The 17,966-nt window shown below is 37.1% G+C and carries 17 protein-coding genes and 1 tRNA gene; 5 read left to right on the forward strand and 13 right to left on the reverse strand.

Features of this window, described 5'->3' with window-relative positions; genetic code table 11:
* Positions 1 to 86: 86 nt before the first annotated feature.
* The 5 genes from DWZ33_RS13145 to DWZ33_RS13160 form a co-directional block, all read right to left on the reverse strand.
* Complete coding sequence (locus DWZ33_RS13145) at positions 87 to 2,048, reverse strand: BglG family transcription antiterminator (protein WP_182425709.1); 1,962 nt, start codon at positions 2,046 to 2,048, stop codon at positions 87 to 89.
* A gap of 145 nt (positions 2,049 to 2,193) precedes the next feature.
* A complete protein-coding gene (locus tag DWZ33_RS13150; protein WP_118455134.1) occupies positions 2,194 to 4,440 on the reverse strand; it encodes a sensor histidine kinase in 2,247 nt (748 codons plus the stop codon).
* Positions 4,403 to 5,113: a response regulator transcription factor gene (locus DWZ33_RS13155; protein WP_118455136.1), complete on the reverse strand. Its 711-nt coding sequence runs from the start codon at positions 5,111 to 5,113 to the stop codon at positions 4,403 to 4,405. Before DWZ33_RS13155 ends, DWZ33_RS13150 begins: the two co-directional genes overlap by 38 nt.
* Before the next feature lie 145 nt (positions 5,114 to 5,258).
* Positions 5,259 to 5,435 (reverse strand): hypothetical protein, encoded by a 177-nt coding sequence (locus DWZ33_RS18010; protein ID WP_182425711.1) that lies wholly within the window; start codon positions 5,433 to 5,435, stop codon positions 5,259 to 5,261.
* 224 nt (positions 5,436 to 5,659) lie between these two features.
* A complete protein-coding gene (locus DWZ33_RS13160; RefSeq protein ID WP_022939298.1) occupies positions 5,660 to 5,863 on the reverse strand; it encodes a cold-shock protein in 204 nt (67 codons plus the stop codon).
* A gap of 405 nt (positions 5,864 to 6,268) precedes the next feature.
* Here DWZ33_RS13160 and DWZ33_RS13165 point away from each other — a divergent pair, with 405 nt between their 5' ends.
* The 4 genes from DWZ33_RS13165 to DWZ33_RS13180 all read left to right on the forward strand — a co-directional run bounded on the left by DWZ33_RS13165 (position 6,269) and on the right by DWZ33_RS13180 (position 8,754).
* Positions 6,269 to 6,574 (forward strand): hypothetical protein, encoded by a 306-nt coding sequence (locus DWZ33_RS13165; RefSeq protein WP_118455138.1) that lies wholly within the window; start codon positions 6,269 to 6,271, stop codon positions 6,572 to 6,574.
* Between the two features lie 48 nt (positions 6,575 to 6,622).
* On the forward strand, positions 6,623 to 7,306 hold the full coding sequence (locus DWZ33_RS13170) for a response regulator transcription factor (protein ID WP_118455140.1): 684 nt from the start codon (positions 6,623 to 6,625) through the stop codon (positions 7,304 to 7,306).
* A complete protein-coding gene (locus tag DWZ33_RS13175; protein WP_118455142.1) occupies positions 7,300 to 8,487 on the forward strand; it encodes a HAMP domain-containing sensor histidine kinase in 1,188 nt (395 codons plus the stop codon). Before DWZ33_RS13170 ends, DWZ33_RS13175 begins: the two co-directional genes overlap by 7 nt.
* 181 nt (positions 8,488 to 8,668) lie before the next feature.
* Positions 8,669 to 8,754 (forward strand) — tRNA-Leu (locus DWZ33_RS13180).
* Between the two features lie 325 nt (positions 8,755 to 9,079).
* Here the strand turns inward: DWZ33_RS13180 and DWZ33_RS13185 are convergent.
* From DWZ33_RS13185 to DWZ33_RS13210, 7 genes are all read right to left on the reverse strand, one after another.
* A complete protein-coding gene (locus DWZ33_RS13185; protein WP_147352895.1) occupies positions 9,080 to 9,658 on the reverse strand; it encodes a hypothetical protein in 579 nt (192 codons plus the stop codon).
* Positions 9,659 to 9,717: 59 nt separating this feature from the next.
* Positions 9,718 to 9,879, reverse strand: coding sequence for a hypothetical protein (locus DWZ33_RS18015; protein ID WP_182425713.1), 162 nt, complete (start codon positions 9,877 to 9,879; stop codon positions 9,718 to 9,720).
* A gap of 148 nt (positions 9,880 to 10,027) precedes the next feature.
* A complete protein-coding gene (locus DWZ33_RS13190; protein ID WP_022939433.1) occupies positions 10,028 to 10,843 on the reverse strand; it encodes a BtpA family protein in 816 nt (271 codons plus the stop codon).
* Positions 10,844 to 10,858: 15 nt separating this feature from the next.
* On the reverse strand, positions 10,859 to 11,695 hold the full coding sequence (locus DWZ33_RS13195) for a PTS system mannose/fructose/sorbose family transporter subunit IID (protein WP_118455146.1): 837 nt from the start codon (positions 11,693 to 11,695) through the stop codon (positions 10,859 to 10,861).
* A gap of 1 nt (position 11,696) precedes the next feature.
* Entirely contained in the window at positions 11,697 to 12,446 is a 750-nt protein-coding gene (locus DWZ33_RS13200; RefSeq protein WP_022939431.1) for a PTS mannose/fructose/sorbose/N-acetylgalactosamine transporter subunit IIC, read from the reverse strand.
* Positions 12,447 to 12,462: 16 nt separating this feature from the next.
* The gene (locus tag DWZ33_RS13205) at positions 12,463 to 12,936 is read right to left on the reverse strand and encodes a PTS sugar transporter subunit IIB (RefSeq protein WP_022939430.1); all 474 of its coding nucleotides are present in this window, start codon (positions 12,934 to 12,936) and stop codon (positions 12,463 to 12,465) included.
* Between the two features lies 1 nt (position 12,937).
* On the reverse strand, positions 12,938 to 13,345 hold the full coding sequence (locus DWZ33_RS13210; protein ID WP_182425715.1) for a PTS sugar transporter subunit IIA: 408 nt from the start codon (positions 13,343 to 13,345) through the stop codon (positions 12,938 to 12,940).
* A gap of 265 nt (positions 13,346 to 13,610) precedes the next feature.
* Between DWZ33_RS13210 and DWZ33_RS13215 the strand changes: the two genes are divergently transcribed.
* The gene (locus DWZ33_RS13215) at positions 13,611 to 16,052 is read left to right on the forward strand and encodes a PRD domain-containing protein (protein WP_182425717.1); all 2,442 of its coding nucleotides are present in this window, start codon (positions 13,611 to 13,613) and stop codon (positions 16,050 to 16,052) included.
* A 528-nt stretch (positions 16,053 to 16,580) separates the two neighbouring features.
* On the opposite strand, the gene DWZ33_RS13225 is transcribed toward DWZ33_RS13215, so the two are convergent.
* Positions 16,581 to 17,879 (reverse strand): putative bifunctional diguanylate cyclase/phosphodiesterase, encoded by a 1,299-nt coding sequence (locus tag DWZ33_RS13225; RefSeq protein WP_118455151.1) that lies wholly within the window; start codon positions 17,877 to 17,879, stop codon positions 16,581 to 16,583.
* Between the last annotated feature and the right edge of the window lie 87 nt (positions 17,880 to 17,966).

Raw genomic sequence — 17,966 nt, forward strand, 5'->3', positions numbered from 1 at the left:
AGTTTAAAATAAAAGGAGCAATAACTTAATTTATAAATTTACCTTTAACTAAAGGCGTAAAATAAAAATTGGCCCTAAGGCCAACTTTATTCACTTTCTTCCAGCACACGCCGTACAATTTCATAATCAGTCATGCGCTCAAAAGTAAAGATTAATTCATCACTATGCATTAAACGAGCAATAAAACGGCTCATAAACTGAAGATGCTCGACATTATTATCACGAGAATTATAGACAATGATTGTCTGAATCATTTCATCCTTAAAGCGAAATGGCTTATCACAAATAATTATCTTGAGGAAGGTTTGATGCAGGATATCTTTAAACGAACGCAATACAGCAAGCTGATTCTTCCTTTCCGGTGATAAGATCGCATTTCTTTCATCAACCTCCTGAAAGAAGGCTTCAAGATTCTCACATGATTTTAATACTTCAGCCGCAATATAATCATACAAATCCTTACCATTTTTTATATCTTTTGGGTAATAGATATCTTCAATCGCAACCATTTCATGTGTACGGAAATACTTTGGCTTATTCACCTGATTAATGAAACGCACAAAGTCGATATTTTTACGGAAATAAAAGACTGGCAGCACCTTACTCTTTAATGAATCATCTAAATCCTTAGCTTCTATATTGGTTGCCAGAAAATCAAAATCATTGGGATTATACCGAAATAAATCACTGAATTCTGCAGGTATGAACTCTATATCATACGGTGTTTTAATCGTACTTAAGTTTGAACACAGATTCTTTGCTTTATAATAACCTGAACGCAGGGTTACTAATACCCTTCTTTTAATCTGCTTGTTCATCGCGGTAACAAACTCATTGAAAATATAATAAAAGCTGGCGATATCATAAATTGTAGCTTCCAGATTTGTTTTCTCTTTAATAAATTTATAAAGAATCATACAGTAATCCAGTGTAGACAACCCATCGCTGTACAGATTGCTGACTATATCTTGATCTACAGATATATGATAAATCGTTTTAAAAAATAAGGAAGCAAAGTTACAGGCAAGATCTTCTCGAAATGAAATCATATCAAAATATTTAATATTGTAAAAGCTGTCAAAGTAATCTAGAAATTCATCTGCCAGCTTATAAAAATCCTCAGGATATTCAAGAAAATTCAGATCTGAGGGAAGATAAGTCTGATAAGCGCTGATGACCCCCGCTAAAGTGAGAATATCTATTTCCGTATAAGTGACATCATCCGTGGCAGCTAATGATTCCCAAATTTCCTTGGCTGCTTGATAGGATGGCAGCAGCGATGCGTGAGTATATGTAAATTCAGGCAGTTCCAAATTATCACTGTATGCTTTTCGGGTTATTGACAATATGATCGTATAAGCTACCTTACCCATGACTAAACCTGACATATGCAGATTATTTTGCTTCAGTTTCTCCAGTATCAAGGATTTTAATTGCTTATAGATGCCTAAACCAGAAAGGAAAAACCTTGAGAAATCATATTCATCATAGTCTATTTCCGATGGGAATCGTTTATAAATCTTATGCTCATAAATCAGAGCTAAGCGTATATCCCATTCATTGCCCACTACAATCAAACCATTGTTAGTTTTATTTTTTACCTGCAAACGAAAGGTTGACAGAAGCGCCTTAGCTTCGATCATATCACGATTTATAATGGAAGGTGAACAGCAGCAATCATCAGCAAGATCAGAGATAAATAAATTACCTGTATTGGTCAGCAGACGGCGAATGATAAAATGCACTCTTTCACGTTGATTATTTTCAAAATAGTGATGATTGTGATAGAAAGATTTAAAACTTTCCGCAAAATGGCTGAATTTCTTTTCATCTAAAATTTCACATTCATAACCTACTCCATAACGGCTTACAATTTGAAAACCGACAGTATTTAGATAATCATTTAATGTATCGATCTCTTTTTTAACAGTTTTTAAACTTAAACCGCTCTGTTTGGCAAGCACTAAACCGCTGATTGGTTCATTTGCATTCAATAATGAATACATGATAATTGCCTGTTTTTTTATCACCCGCATGTTCGCCTCCATAATTCTTCTCCTCAACATTTAACGTTAAATTCATGACATTTTGATTCTAGCACAAGCAATCTTTGTTGTAAACGCTTTCCTCGTTTTCAGAAACCTTTTGAAATTAACCAAAACAAAAAGCGGAGGACACCCCGCTTTCTAGTAATTACTCTTTAACCCGCTTAAAACTAACCGTGACAGTAAATAGATCCGCATTTGTTTCGACTTTGAATTCACCGTTACAAGCTTCAGTAAAGCTGCGCGCGATAGATAAGCCAAGACCGCTGCCGCCATCTGTGCGGCTTTCATCACCGCGTACAAAACGCTCTGTGAAATCAAGATCTGTCGGTATTTCTGTCCTAGACGTATTTTTAACACAGGCAATCGCCATTTCACCTGAAAGATTCAGGGTTACATAGACTCTTGAACCAGGCAGTGAATATAGCAGCGCGTTACCAATTAAATTTTGGAACACACGATAGAGACGCTGACCATCTGCTAAAATCATAACCGGATCAGCCATGATTTCAGTTCTCAGAATAATATCACTCTCATCAATCTTCTCCTGCATATCCGCTAAAGTCTGACGCAGTAATTTGCCTAAATCAAGCTCTTCAATATTGACCGGCAGCTGACCGCTGGCCGCCTTGCTGATCTCAAACACATCTTTTACCATCTCTTTCAAACGCTGAGATTTAGAATCCAGAATCGCAACATATTCACGAACATGATCAGGCAGCTCTTCTTCCTGCTTCAATAATTCAATATAGCTGATGATAGAAGTCAGCGGCGTTTTTATGTCGTGTGATACATTAGAAATAAGCTCTACTTTCATACGCTCACTCTTTATCTGTTCATTCATCGCCGTAAACATACCCTGTTGAATATCATTTAATTCATTAACCGCTTTCGCAAGATCAGCGTCTTCAGGTCTTCGCAGAGTATTCGTCAAATCGCCGTTATACACCGCTTCGATCTGATTAATCAGCGCGCCGACATCCTGACTGATCGTCTTGTTATTCTTCGCATAGGCTAGCTGGAAGAAAATCAGCAGACCGGCAACCAGCAGGAAGAATAATGCATAAGTCGTAATACTGATAGGTTCATAATAGCTGCGCCATGCCACAATTATCGCACTGAGAGAAGCGGCTGCCAAAACCACCTCAGCAATAAATACAGGCAGATAGCGATTCGTAATACGTTTTTGAAAAGGCAGTCTCAATTCACTAGTCTTAAATATGTTATAAACATAGCTGCAGATACCATGCCACCAACGGCCTCGATTATAACGCATATCATTAATTACAAGATAAATCAGCCAGAAGCATACAAGAAGGATATAAGTTCTGCCTTCCAGTATCCGCTGCAGACCATAATAGAGATAATCCCATTCAATATATTCATAGCCATAGAAAAGCTCATTCAGATAATAATATAGATATTCTTTAAAAGACAGAAGCAGCAATAAAAACGGCAGAATTAAAATCAATAATTTTATCTCAAACCACACATGACCCGTCAATTCCGCAATCTTCTTATCCGCTGCTTTTTTATCTTTGCGCAGAATAATATAGATAACGATTAAGATTAAACCAAAAATGATTGACAAGCCCTGTGAGATATACTCTGATTTGCTGTTGTCAAAGTTTACTTTCAGCCAATATAATGAATTATCACGCTGAACACTGCCGCTCTCAGAATAATTTCCAAACATGTAAATTTTAGGTTCTTTCGCAAAGGCTATGACAATCTCAGATTTTGCTGATTTCTCATCCAATGTGAAATTCTTATATCCAGGCACATACCAATCACTCTCATCGCGATAATAACCGTCACCATATACGTCAAGCTCTTCCCCGTCTTTAATCATAGTGACTTTTTTACCATCAAAGTGAAGGAAAAAATTATAGCCTTCCGGCAGCGTGCCATTCTTATCTAATTTCAAATCATCATTATTGGAATATAACAGCTTGCCTTCATGATATATCTGATAGAGGACATTTTTGTCATCTTTAAGTCTGTCATTCAGCTTATCGATAAGATTTCGGCTGACAGTACCATCATCTTCATCATCCGGCACTAAATTATTAAAAGTATAAGTTGTAGCATAGGATGAATAAATATCGCCTTCATAGATTTCATTTGTATACCCATTATAGTAATTATACCAGCTGCTGATATTGCCGCCGGATGCCATTACAAGAAAACGTTCCAGATAATCTGACACATAGTATCTAAATTCATCTGTTGTCTGATAATCACCGGAAAAAGCACTGCTTACATCTTTTTTTAAAACGTCTACACTGCTGTAACGTACAAACAGTGATGACAGATTGCCAAGCAATATACTTATACCGAGGAAAAATGCGATAAAGCTAAATGTTTTTTTCCATTTTTTCAATTTTGTATCCAATGCCCCACACCACCTTTAAGTACTCTGGCTCTTTAGAGTTAAGTTCGATTTTCTCACGAATTCTGCGTATATGTACCATTACTGTATTTTCACAGGAATAAGCTTCTTCATCCCAGACACGGCGGTATATTTCTTCAGCTGGAAACACTCTGCCTAAATTGCGCATCAGCAAGTCAATGATTTTAGTTTCTATCGCTGTCAGCTTTACTGGCTCATCATCCGCAAACAGCGAACGCTCATCCACATGATAACGCAGTCTTCCATTATTAACAATATTGACTGAATTAACACTGTTGATATCGCCAAGCCGCGTATAGCGTCTTAAATGACTTCTGACTCTGGCAACTAATTCCTGTGAGTTATAAGGTTTGGTGATATAATCATCAGCTCCCATGGACAGCCCTAAAACCTTATCCGTGTCTTCACTCTTGGCACTTAATACAATAATCGGTAAATTACGTCTTTCGCGTATCTTCATGATGGCAGATAAGCCGTCTAACTTAGGCATCATGACATCAATCAGAATCAATTGAATGGAATGCTGAGCAATCAGCTCAAGTGCCTGTACACCATCATAGGCTTTTAAAACATGATAGCCTTCCTTTTCTAACAGGATTGCGATGGCTTTCACAATCTCATGATCATCATCAACTACAAGCACACATTCATTCATCTTAACCCCTCCTTGGCCTGTCTATATAATAGAACACGGTTCTTACAAAAAGCAGAACGCTTTTCTTAAATAAATCTTACATGATATTGTATCATTGTCGGAAATAAAAGTCATCCTTAGCTGATATATCCTGCCAAATCTTCATTTATCTTACAGTAAGGCTTAAAGCACATGGCTGTTTAAATACAAGAAAATTCCTTTTCTTTCCCTTTAACTTCATCGGCAGAATCTGCTGTCTGCACAGATTGCCTTGCCGATCGATGTAGGCAACCGCGATATGATCCACATTGATATCGATACCGATACTGCCTGTCACTATCATTTTGGGTTCCACCTCAATGATCGCTTTGATGATGAAATATTCACCATGGTCATAGAGTTCATAAGCTACGGCTTTACCGGCGGTATTATGCGGTAATCTGACTGCTCTTTCTAATTTCTCTGCATAATGAGATATTGGTGCTTTGATGCTTGAAAATGAAATTTCCTATATAATAAAAAAGTGCTGAAACTCATAACGAATTTCAACACTTTTCATGTTTTTAATTAAGCAATTAAAGTAACGTCAGCAGCCTGTTCGCCGCGATTTCCTTCAACAATGGCAAATCTTACACGCTGACCTTCATTTAAAGTCTTATAGCCATCGATTTGAATTGCTGAATAATGAATGAAAATTTCTTTTCCGCTTTCTTCAGTAATAAAACCATAGCCCTTTTCTGCATTAAAAAATTTAACTGTTCCTGTACTCATTTTAGTACCTCCATTTTGTTCTGTAAACAAGCTGAAGTCGATAGGTATAAAAAAACACATTCTTCCTTGTACCTAAGACATAAATACAACTCTCGAATGTGAATAAGTGAATCATAGATATTGCTTTGAATTACTTGTTCATCATAAGCTTTATCAGCCCAATAGTCAAGCTATTTCGTAAAATAATGCAAATATAAGCTTTTTTATTCATCGTGCCGTAAATAATGCATCGTTTAATTTTGCTATGACCGACAAGATGCGTTATATTTATTATATTAATTGTTTGTGATAACAGACATTTAAAAATTCCTTGATCCTCTAACTTTTCTTTAACCATCGTTTTGGTATAGTAACCATGCAATCACAAGTACTCACATCTGATGAATACTAAAGGAGGATCATAACATGATTAAAAAAATTGCATTTGGTTTACTTAGCGCTTCAGCGCTTACTATGCTTACCGCATTACCAGCATTCGCAGCTGGTGAAACAGAGATTGCGGCAGAAATTACACCTAGTGTTACAGTTGAAGAAAGCTCTATAGTCATTGACGGCGGCGATACTGAAGGTGAAATTCAGAATTTAGAATTAGGCAATGATGAAAAAGGTGATACCTTCATCATGGATAACGGGGAAAAGGTTTATATTACCACAACAACTGGTACTCTTGATGACAGTAATGTGACTATTACTTTCAAAAAAGCAAAATAAAGTTTAATATTGTGATTGTTTAAATAAACAGATAAGGATGTGAGGCAGATGAAGATTTTGATTGTAGAAGATGAAAAAGATATGCAGCAGGCATTATGCTATGGTATGCGAAAAAGCGGTTATGCCGTAGATACTGCCGATAACGGTCAAGATGCTGTCGAGCTTTGTGAATACAATGATTATGATTTAGTGATCCTTGATCTTAATCTTCCCGGCATGGATGGTTTAAATGTGCTTAAACATATCCGTGAAAAGAATCTGCCAGCTAAAGTGCTGATTCTGTCCGCGCGCTGTAATATCAGTGATAAGATTGAAGGATTAGATGGAGGGGCCAGCGATTATATGACCAAGCCCTTTCATTTTAAGGAACTTGAGGCTCGTGTACGTGTCCTGCTTCGGCGTACCTTTATTCAGAATGAGGCTGCCCTTTCACGGGGCGGTCTTTATCTGGATACAAATAAAAAGCAGGCCAGCTTTAAGGGTATACCTATTGAATTATCGATGCGTGAGTTTTCAATTCTAGAATATTTAATGATGAATATGGGACGGCCGGTCAGTGCTGAGGAATTGCTTGAACATGTCTGTGACAGTGAAGCAGATCCTTTTTCCAATCAAATCAAGGTATACATCAGTACCATTCGGCGAAAGCTGGCAGCCTTCAGTGATGAGAATATTATTAAAAATATAAGAGGGGCTGGTTATGTAATTAATAAGGAGGATGCTGAATGCTGAAAAAATTATCACTGCGGGCTAGATTAACATTGTTATCCACACTGCTGACTACTAGTATGGCTGTTCTTCTGACATGTTTCTTTATGTTTAACGCAGACCGAATTTTTGTGAAGGATCTGCCAATCGTTTTTACCGCTCCTGATTCAGATGTCGCATTAACATTTAAGGCAGCTGAACCTTCGGCTGCTCCTGTTGACTCTAAAACGTTGGATCAAGAGTCAGAGACCGATCCTTCCTATAACAATATTGATATAGTGGTTACTTTAACACAGGCCACACGCCAATTTAACTTATGGGGAATCGCCGGCTTATGTTTAATCACTCTGCTTGGCGGCGCGGCAGCCTGGCTGATGGCTGGCAAGGCATTGAAGCCTGTCAGAGAGTTATCTTCAGCGATTGAAAAGGTCAGTGACAATGATTTATCGCTGCATGTAGAAACTACTGAGCGCGAGGATGAGATAAGTCAGTTAAGCAAATCATTTAATACGATGATGGATAAAGTCAATAGTTCCTTTGAACGGCAGAAAAGATTCAGCGCAAACGCGGCTCATGAGTTAAAAACACCGCTGGCAACGATACAGGTTGGTCTTGATGTCTTAGAGCTTGATGAAAAGCCTACACAGGAACAAATGGAATGGGCATTAACAGTTACAAAAGCAAATACTGAGCGAATGATTGAGTTAGTAGAAAATTTATTTACGTTATCCTCAGATAAAGAATGTGATATGAATGATATCATAGACATACAAGATGTTTTCACACGCATAGTTGATGAGCTTACAGCACAAATCGACAGCCGGCATTTACAGGTTACAATGCAGATTTCTGATGATATAAAGCTTAAAGGAAATGCTGTGATGCTTTACCGCGCCTTGTTTAATCTTGTGGAAAACGCGATTAAGTATAATATTGAAAATGGCACTATTCTGATAACGGCTATCGAAGAGGGTGCTAAAATCAAGGTATCTGTCAGTGACAGCGGCATCGGTATTAATGATGAAGATATGCAGCATATATTCGAACCATTTTATCGTGCAGATCAGTCCCGTTCACGGTTAATGGGCGGATCAGGGTTAGGTTTATCGTTGGTGAATGATATAATAAAAAAACATGATGCTGAAATTGATGTAGATAGCCAGCCTAATAGAGGCACTGTTTTTACTGTAATGTTTAAAAAATAAACAGATGATTAAGGGGAAGCTATATCGTTTGTTCGGAGAGCATATCCATCTTGAAATTTATTATAATATCATATTCTAACTTCAACTTAAGACAATCTGCCAGAAAATCGGTTATTTTTCAAAAGAAATCACTTTTAGTCTTGATAATTTAGTTAAAATAGGTTAAAATTATCAAGCAGATGCAGAAGTGGTGAAACGGCAGACACGCTGTCTTCAGGTGGCAGTGCACACACGTGCGTGAGGGTTCAAATCCCTTCTTCTGCACCATTTGTTGAATAAAACGCTGAATTATCGGCGTTTTTTTTACCATCATGCATAACACTTGCATAGCAATCTTGTAATCAAAAGCTTTTTCATTATTGAATTTCTGATTATTTCATGCTACCCTTATGTAAGGAACCGTTCAGTTTTAGAATGTTGGGCAATTGGAGCTCTTGATTCAAAAAAAACTGGCGGTTTTTTATTATCCTATGACATTCTCTGTTATCTTTATATAAATTGGTTTTCTATACCTTTTGCGTAGAAGTATCCTAACAGTTAGTTTTAAACATTACTTTGTCCGTTTGCTGACTCTAAGTTGAACAAGACATCTTTAGTTAATTTTAAACTCTGATAAATCAGGTGAAACTTTATAAAGATCAGGATAATAATTTAATCCTCCATCGTTATCTATATAAATCTTTGAATCTTCATCAATAGGAATGATTGGCTGCAATGTGCCATTTACTGTTTCATTGAGATCAGGGTAACATGGCATTGAAGGCGCTAAAGCACCTTCTTCTTTTTTAATTTCACAAGCTTTTATACCGCGTTCCTCTAATGAATTTAATAGATTAGCTTCAATATCCTTATTATTTAAATTGAATAAGCTTAACAAATCAGAATTACTCAGTAACTTACCGTCTTTTATGTTTAAGTTGTATATTGTATATTCTGGTCTTGGTATATCATTATATGCTGTTCTCCTTGTCCGTATTACTAAAGAACAAATATCTTGAAATCGGTATATTTTTACTGTAGAAAATGCGAACGTAGGCACCCCTTCAAATTCACCAAATTCTGTGTAAAGTTCTTCCTGATTTTCTCTGATTCGCTCATTTAATTGTTGAATTTCTTCAGTTTGAATATTGATAACAGGTATTTCAATATACAATGTTTCTTCATCAATCAAACTCTGAACTACTAATGGATAACTAATCTTAGTGTCAATGGGCAATTCAATTTTACTATCTATATACACCAATCTTTTGTTTCATCAATTTTCTTAACATATTTAGTTTCTTTTGAACTCTCCTGTTCCACAGGCTCTTTAGGCTTCTCTATATTTGGCGGTGTCTGAACACAGCCAGTAATCATTACCATCAACAGGAAACTCGTCAGCTTTTTTTTCATATTTATCACCTTGATATTATAAGTATACGAAATTATACAAGATATTGCCAGTTGCAATGATTGCTGCCCTTCAGCACCTGCAAAATAAAATAATTAAAAATCGTACTAAAAAGGAGGTCTGCATTTAACTGCAGATCTCCTCATTTTGTTATTTCCTTGCTGCCTTAGCCGCTGCAATGAATTCCTTTGCCCGCTCTGGGTCCATTTCATTATACAGATATTGATCACGCTTTGTTGTTGTGCCAACAATCAAACCATCACAATAAGGCATTAAATCAGCAATATTGTCTTTATTTGCACCGCTTCCTAGAATCAATGGAATCTCCGGGAATGCTTTTTTTACATTTGCAAATGCACTCGTTTCCGGCGGTAATCCAGCCCGCGGCCCACCAACGAGAATACCAGAAATCGGCAGCGCAGCTAAGCCGCTGGAAATTTGAGCTTCAATTGGGCGTGTATCCAAGCATACTCCAGCGTGTGCATCAAAATAAGTATAAACATGCACATCATCGGCATCGATCTGATGACGGTATCTGAATACTTCAGCCGGACAGAATTCTTGATGACCAAACGTACCCTCATAACTATTTGTTACATAAGTACGAATAAATTTGGCGCCAATTGCTTTCGCAATCGCAAGTGTAGCAATCGGATCAATAAGACATCCGCAGCCATATGGTACATGAATCATCGGTAATACTTCAGTAACTACACGCACATAAGCAGCGATTACTTCCGGGCCGACTGATGTCAGATAAGGACGGTCACCCTCATTCGCAAAGACTACCGCATCCACGCCATTTTCCATTAGAATCGCCGCATCATGCTTTAAGCGTTCGATATTCTTTTCGATTGTTGTTTCCTCATTATAATAAGGGGTGCCAGGTAAAGGCAGCAGATGCAGACAGCCAATAATTGGTTTATCACATCCGAATATTTTCTTGTGTTCTTCTAAATAGTTCATAGATTGAATCCTTTCTTATGCTAAGATACCAAAGAAGCCAAGCACAACCGACGCGAGCATTAAAGAAATCATGATTTTAGTCGGTTTCCAGCCTTTTCTCAGCATATAGACCACAACACCAAAAGTTGCAACTGATAATAAATTAGGCAGAATTGAATCAAGCATGCCCTGAACTTCTGTTGACATTCCCTGCAAAGAATAGGTTAAAGCGGTTTTTACTGGAATATTATTCGCAATCAAGCCACCGAGGATCATCATACCCAGAGCGCCTAATGCCTCTGTCATATCCTTAATCATGCCATTGCCAAGAATCTTCATAATTGCTGTCTTACCAAATTTATAACCCTGGAAATATACAAAGTGGCTGACACCCAACGCATACGCTGAGAAGCCTAAAACGAAAATCAGAACGCCAACAATTGAACCTTGCACAGCCATATCGATAGCAATTGAAAGCAGAATAACCTTAACTAAACTTTGCGTGATTGAATCACCTAAGCCTGCCAGCGGACCCATTAAACCTGTTTTCAAATTATCGATTGTTTCATCATCAATATCCTGACCGTTAGCTCTTCCTTCTTCAAGAGAAGCTACGATGCCTGGAATCACCGCACCCCATGTATTTTCAGTATTATAGAACGTCAGATGCCGCGTCATACCTTCCGCGAGCTTTTCTTTATCGTCACCATATAATCCCTTTAATACCGGAATCATTGACTGACAGAAACAAAGTCCCATCATACGCTCATAGTTATAACAGATTTGACCCCAGCATACCCAATACCACCAAGATTTATTCAAATCCTTTTTCGATAAAGTAATCTGATTTTCAGTTTTAACTGTTTCTTCCATATTAAGCCGCCTCCTCTTTCTTCTTGAAGTACAGATGCAGCAAGCCGCCTGCTACACCTAAGATTGCTAATGACATTGTATTAGCGCCAAAATATGAAGCAAATACAAAACCGATCAGCAAATAAGGCAGAATTGATTTCTTATAAATAGAATTAAACAACATACCTAAACCTAAGGCTGGAATCATATGACCCATTAACGAAAGAATCGTTAATAATTTCGCAGGTATATTATTCATTAATGTTTCCAATACCGGCGCACCAAAATAGACGCATAAGAATACTGGAATAAAATAAGTCAGGAATGGAAATACTTGTGAACCTACGCGATTCATTAAAATAACACCGCGGGTATCGCCTTTTGCCGCATATTTATCCGCAATATGCACCCAGATTGGATTTAATGACATTTTGGCTGTTGAACATAATGATCCTAAAACACCAAGCGGAACAGCTATTGCCAAGCCAACAGATGCGTCAGCACCTGAAAGCATTGTCATTAATACACCAAGATAACCTGCTAAAGCGAGATCACTTGGAATACTGCCGCCTATAGCTACTAAACCAAGATATGCCATCATAATTGTGGCACCTACTTCTAAACCATAACCTAAATCCCCCAGAACAAGTCCCCAGAATGCACCTGCAATGATTGGAGCACCAAAGTACAATGACCATCTTGACCACATTGGCGCACCAGATGAAATAATCCAGCACAACAACCCTGCAATAACTGCATAAACCAGCAACATAAACTCTACCACCTTTCTATATCATATTTTTGATATCTACTTTAGAATCTGTATAAAGCATCTGGAGATAAACGGTCAGGCCTTTTTCCATTAATTCTTTAACCATCTCAATTTCAGCGGGATTTAAGTTTACATTCTTTGAAATTGATTTACGGCCAGCTAATGAACCTAAATTACCCAGATTCACTTCCTTGATGTCAAGCCCCTGTTTCACAGCATCTAAAACATACTGAATGCGCTTAAACAATAATAATACTTTAGCGGATGAATCTTTTTCCTGTTCAGCTTTATCAACGGCCTGCTGAACACTGTAAATCTCAATCTTAATGCCGGAAGGTGCAGACAGCTGCAGCACCTGCTTCATAAAATCATCCTTGCAGATCTGATCATCAACGATCCATATCGTTGATACACCTAAATACTTTGTCCAGGATGTAATGATCTGACCATGTGCCAGTCTTTCATCAACTCTTGCTAATGTGAAATTCATGTTATTTCACCTCCTTGTTAATTTCAAAAGATTTTATTGATCCTGCCCCTACGGACAGTGCAAGCTCTTTTAATTCATGCACATCTTTATAGGCTCTCTGACTGATGCACTCAATTACTATTGCGAGATTTGTACCTGTAACCACCTCAATTGTTTTTCTTTCAAACATATCATAGTAACATCTTGAAGCCTGAATAAAAGGACTTCCGCCAGCTAAATCAGTGAGTATCAGCAAACCCTCAGACGCCTGCTCACATTCCTTTTTAATCTTTTCGTAAAATGTTTCAATGTGATCATCAGCCTGAAGCCCAAGTACATGAACACCTTCAAAATCCCCCATAATCATTCTGGCTGTCGCCGTCATCTCCTTAGCCAGGTTGCCATGACTGACAATTAATAAGTTTGCCATTCTTCCACTTCCTTTGACACCATTATATGAGCATAGTACATCCATGTCAAAAATACAAAACAAGCAATACAGATTTAAAGTGTATTATTGATATTTTAGGCTTATGAGCGATATTATAATGATAAACCTTAAAATAAATACATATTTTTATCAATTTTTTATCAATTTTGATACATAAGATAAAATATTTTTAAATATTATCAAACTTGTGTATTATTCATAATTAAAGTTTGATACAATTTTATTTAGAAAGGCTGTGATGTATATGGATACTAAGAGTTCAAGAAAAGAAAGAGTCTATCAGGTAGTACAGGATCTGACCAAAAAAGCAATAGCCACTAAGAATTACAGTAATATTGGTATGGATGCTTATGTCATTTCCATCATATTAAAAATCGAGCGTTCCAATGCTTCTAAAGAGCTGAATGACTTATGGCGTGAAGGCCGATTAATTAAAATACAAGGCAGACCAATTCTTTATCTGTCATTAGAGGATTTTGTAAATGCATATCCTATTAAATATATACCTACCTTTATTCCCAAGGGTAAGCAGCTTTCTGATTATCTGGAAGCTGGTGATGAACCAACTAAAACAAAACATCAGGCTTCCTCATTCGATATGCAGGTAGGCGCCCGCGGATCACTTGTTGAACAAATTCTGTCAGCAAAAGCAGCTATTAATTACCCGCCTTATGGATTGCCTACCTTATTGTGCGGAAATCTTGGCATAGGTAAAATGCAGTTTGCCCATGACATGTATGACTACGCGATGGAAACCGGTAAGTTTTCTCATAATGCTAATTTTGTGATTATTAACTGTATGGACTATGCAAACAATGCTCAGCGGCTGCGGCTGCGCTTATTTGGCAGCTTAGAAAAACGGACTAAAAATTTAATTGAACAAGCTAATGGCGGTATTTTATTCTTTGATGAAGTACAGAAGCTTGACAGCAAGGGAAAAGAACTGCTGATTGATCTGATTCATAAGGGTACATATACTAAACCGGGTGAGTCACATCTTCGTGATGTTAACGCGATGATATTAGCCTCAACAACTGAAGAGGCTGATTCAGATAATATTATTTCTGTTTCTAAATACTTCCCAGTCATAATCAGCCTGCCGGATATTGATCAGCGTGATATTAAAGAAAAGATTGAATTAATATTAAGCTATTTCAGTAAAGAAGCTAAAAATATTAAATTACCGATTCGGTTCTCTAAAGATGTTTTATTCTGTTTTGTTCAAGCGCGCTACAAAACAAATATTACTCAGCTGCGCAGTGAGATCAAACTCGCATGCTCACGGGCTTATCTGGATATTCTAAAAAGCCATTCTAGGATCTTAACAATTTCTTTCCAGCATCTATCAAACGATCTGCTTAACCGCACTTATAATGGTGACAGCAAAAAGAAAATTTCGCTGATTCTGAATCAGTTTCCTAATGAAAACATCTTCTTTGATGAAAATGGTACATGCAGTGATACACAGTATTTATATCATGATGAGAATAACGTGCAATTATTAGAGGATAACGAGGACAATATCGGTTTGTCTGAATATACAGCCCAGCGTTTATCCCTTTTAAAAGTCATGCCGAAGCGTCAGCAGATCGCTATTAAAGCAATGCTTACACCCATCGCTGTTGATACAATCTATGAAATAATCACCCGGGAAATGATTTTTACCAATTTAAGCCTGAACTCTAATTTATTTATTGGGTTAATCTTACAGGTAGCCAATGCTATCAAGCGTACTAAAAATAATATACCGGCACCTTTCACCCCAGAAGTAAATGAACATACTCAGCCATTATTCACTGAATTAAGCAATGATATCGTACAGAGCATGAATGCTATCTATAATATTAAGATCAGTCAAATTGAAAAAGAAGGTATCTGTGATTTCTTATCAGCCATCTATCAGGTCTTATATCAAAAACCAATCGGTGTTTTAGTAATCAGTCATGGCAGCTGCATTGCGAAAGAAATGGTGCGTTTTATCAACCCAACAGAAAAGGATAAATTCAGAATTGAAGCGCTTGATTATGGCTATGAAGAATCATTAAAAGCATTCTTGCTTAAGATTTATGATCGGGCACACTTTGTCAATCAAGGCTCCGGTGTACTGATTCTTACGGATATGATGCCCTTCACCTCTTTACAAAGCGCAGTATATGAAGCAACGGGGATAAAAACCGCTGTCATGACCGGCTTAAATCTGCCAATGCTGATAAAAATTGTTGATGAATTACGCAGCAGTGATGCTAATTATACGATTTCACTTGATGCTTTTGAGAATCTTGAAAACCCGGCCATCGAAAATGAGGCCAGCAACTCTCAATTTATTCAAAGGCTGACAGATGATTTTCTTGGCGAAATATTAACCTTTATCAATCCGCAGAAGGCAGTGGATACTTTATTGGTTTCATTAAACGGTATCCTTGATGAACTGCATATTCAATCAGATGAATCAATTCTAGTAAAGTTTATCACTCATACAACCAGCATGCTGGAAAGGGTAATCCGCAAAGAACCGCTTGATTATCAGAAATTAAAACGCTTCACTAAGGAACACAGCAAGCTGATTCAGCTGATTGAAAATCACCTGCGTTATGTGAATGAAACCTTTGGCATTCAAATTCCGCCTTCGGAATTAGCATATATTACTGAAATTTTTATTCCATTGATTAAGGAACAGACATTATAATGAAATTCATGATGTTTAAAATCAGTGAATTTTCAAAACTGACTCAGGTTTTTGTACGCATGCTTCGTTATTATGATGAGGTTTGTTTAATGGTGTCAGAAGTGGCCGAAAAGCTATGAGGCATCCGCTGAATTTGATTGGGCCAGTGTATTCAACTTTTAATAGCCTGCAGTATAGAAAAAAGAGTGATGGAACTTGGGAAAAAAACATCACTCTTTTTAACGGCGGAGATAATACTCATTGAAGATGATTATCTCCATATATAAACTTATGGGTAAGATCATCAAGTTAATGCCAGTCAGCAAAGTATAAATCTTATAAAGTATACTTTGTAAGACAGTGCTTTTTAGACCATTTTCAGTACAAAAATGTCCAAATTCAGTTTACAAATGATATAATTCAGCCTATAATAGAGATAAATCAAGTGTCTCATAAAGTATACTTTTTGACACAGTTCACATTCTGAACCATTATAAACAAAAAAAGCTATCTTATTGAAATCCCTTTGAACTTCAATAATGATAGCTTTTAATTCATAACTTTTGCAGGCTTCAGCAAACTGGCTGCCTGATCAATCGTCAATGGATGATAAAAATAATAACCTTGCGCATAATGATAATCCAGTTGTTTTAAAAGATTTACCTGTTCCTGCGTCTCTACACCTTCTACGATGATAGTCTGCCCTAAATCTCTTGCCATTTGTTTAATTGCTTTTAAAATTGCCATCGTCCGCAAAAGGTTTTTTCTGTTAAATTGAATGAACTTAATATCCAATTTTAACACTGAAACTTCAATATCCTTCAGCATATTCAGCGAAGAATAGGCACTTCCGAAGTCATCAATTGATATCCTGAAACCCGCTTTGCTTAATTGATCAATTGTATCCGTAACAATTTTATAATCCTCAATATAGGCGCTTTCAGTTACTTCCAGCTCAATCAAATCAGCCGACAGATCATATTTAGTTAATAATCCTTTAAAGATAGACAGCAAATCCAAAGAATAAAAATCAATTCGTGATACATTGACTGAAACAGGCACTACGTGAAGACCTTCTTTGATCCACTCATGAAGCTGACTGCAAACTAGTTCCCATACGAATAGATCAAGCTGATGAACTGTTCGATTACGTTCCAAAATGGGAATAAACACATCGGGTCCTACGATTCCATCATTAGGATGACGCCAGCGAACCAATGCCTCTAAGCCGATCACTTCACCTGTATCAATCTGACATTTAGGCTGCATATAACAAGTGAATTCCTTCTTTTTTAATGCCTGTCTTATTTCCTGCGTTAAAAACTGTTCACTCATCAGTTTTCTTTTCATGTCGCAGTCATACTTAACAACCCGTTGATCATGAATTCCTTCAATTGACTTTAATGCCAGCTGCGCACAGTCATAAGCTTCAGCCGGACTCATAGAATGATTAATTTCACAGATTCCAACCTTCAGCAAAAACTCTCTGATAGCATCTGTATATTTAGCAAATTCCTCAATTTGTTTAGCCAACCATTTTTCTAAATCGTCGGTCACCGGATATAACAGCGCAAAATCATCATTCCCAAAATGACCGGCAATAGTTCCGGCACTTTCAGCCGCTTTTTTAATATCCCCTGCCAGCAAATTTAAGAGTCGGTCACCTGCTTTACGGCCATACCAATCATTATAAATCTTAAAATGCTCAATATCTAAACTGATAATACACATGGGGTATTTATCGTTTTCTTCGATGATTTCTGCCGCTTTTTTAAAAAAGGCATCAAAATTATATAACCCCGTTAATGGATGATACTCATTGATAACTGGAAGACTTCCTTTTTTCATATTTACCCTTTCCCGCTCATCGACCTGTCGGTATTTGTCCTAATCGACGATAAAAAAATTAGTTCCCAGTTTTTTCCTTTTTTAATT

Source organism: Dielma fastidiosa (assembly GCF_003475485.1).
Lineage (GTDB): Bacteria > Bacillota_I > Bacilli_A > Erysipelotrichales > Erysipelotrichaceae > Dielma > Dielma fastidiosa.

Bases quoted from the DNA above. Each gene is read 5' to 3' on its own strand.
- DWZ33_RS13145 (WP_182425709.1), bottom strand. From the start codon at position 2,048: ATGGAGGCGAACATGCGGGTGATAAAAAAACAGGCAATTATCATGTAT.
- DWZ33_RS13155 (WP_118455136.1), bottom strand. From the start codon at position 5,113: ATGAATGAATGTGTGCTTGTAGTTGATGATGATCATGAGATTGTGAAA.
- DWZ33_RS18010 (WP_182425711.1), bottom strand. From the start codon at position 5,435: ATGATAGTGACAGGCAGTATCGGTATCGATATCAATGTGGATCATATC.
- DWZ33_RS13160 (WP_022939298.1), bottom strand. From the start codon at position 5,863: ATGAGTACAGGAACAGTTAAATTTTTTAATGCAGAAAAGGGCTATGGT.
- DWZ33_RS13165 (WP_118455138.1), top strand. From the start codon at position 6,269: ATGATTAAAAAAATTGCATTTGGTTTACTTAGCGCTTCAGCGCTTACT.
- DWZ33_RS13170 (WP_118455140.1), top strand. From the start codon at position 6,623: ATGAAGATTTTGATTGTAGAAGATGAAAAAGATATGCAGCAGGCATTA.
- DWZ33_RS13175 (WP_118455142.1), top strand. From the start codon at position 7,300: ATGCTGAAAAAATTATCACTGCGGGCTAGATTAACATTGTTATCCACA.
- DWZ33_RS18015 (WP_182425713.1), bottom strand. From the start codon at position 9,879: ATGAAAAAAAAGCTGACGAGTTTCCTGTTGATGGTAATGATTACTGGC.
- DWZ33_RS13190 (WP_022939433.1), bottom strand. From the start codon at position 10,843: ATGAACTATTTAGAAGAACACAAGAAAATATTCGGATGTGATAAACCA.
- DWZ33_RS13195 (WP_118455146.1), bottom strand. From the start codon at position 11,695: ATGGAAGAAACAGTTAAAACTGAAAATCAGATTACTTTATCGAAAAAG.
- DWZ33_RS13200 (WP_022939431.1), bottom strand. From the start codon at position 12,446: ATGTTGCTGGTTTATGCAGTTATTGCAGGGTTGTTGTGCTGGATTATT.
- DWZ33_RS13205 (WP_022939430.1), bottom strand. From the start codon at position 12,936: ATGAATTTCACATTAGCAAGAGTTGATGAAAGACTGGCACATGGTCAG.
- DWZ33_RS13210 (WP_182425715.1), bottom strand. From the start codon at position 13,345: ATGGCAAACTTATTAATTGTCAGTCATGGCAACCTGGCTAAGGAGATG.
- DWZ33_RS13215 (WP_182425717.1), top strand. From the start codon at position 13,611: ATGGATACTAAGAGTTCAAGAAAAGAAAGAGTCTATCAGGTAGTACAG.
- DWZ33_RS13225 (WP_118455151.1), bottom strand. From the start codon at position 17,879: ATGAAAAAAGGAAGTCTTCCAGTTATCAATGAGTATCATCCATTAACG.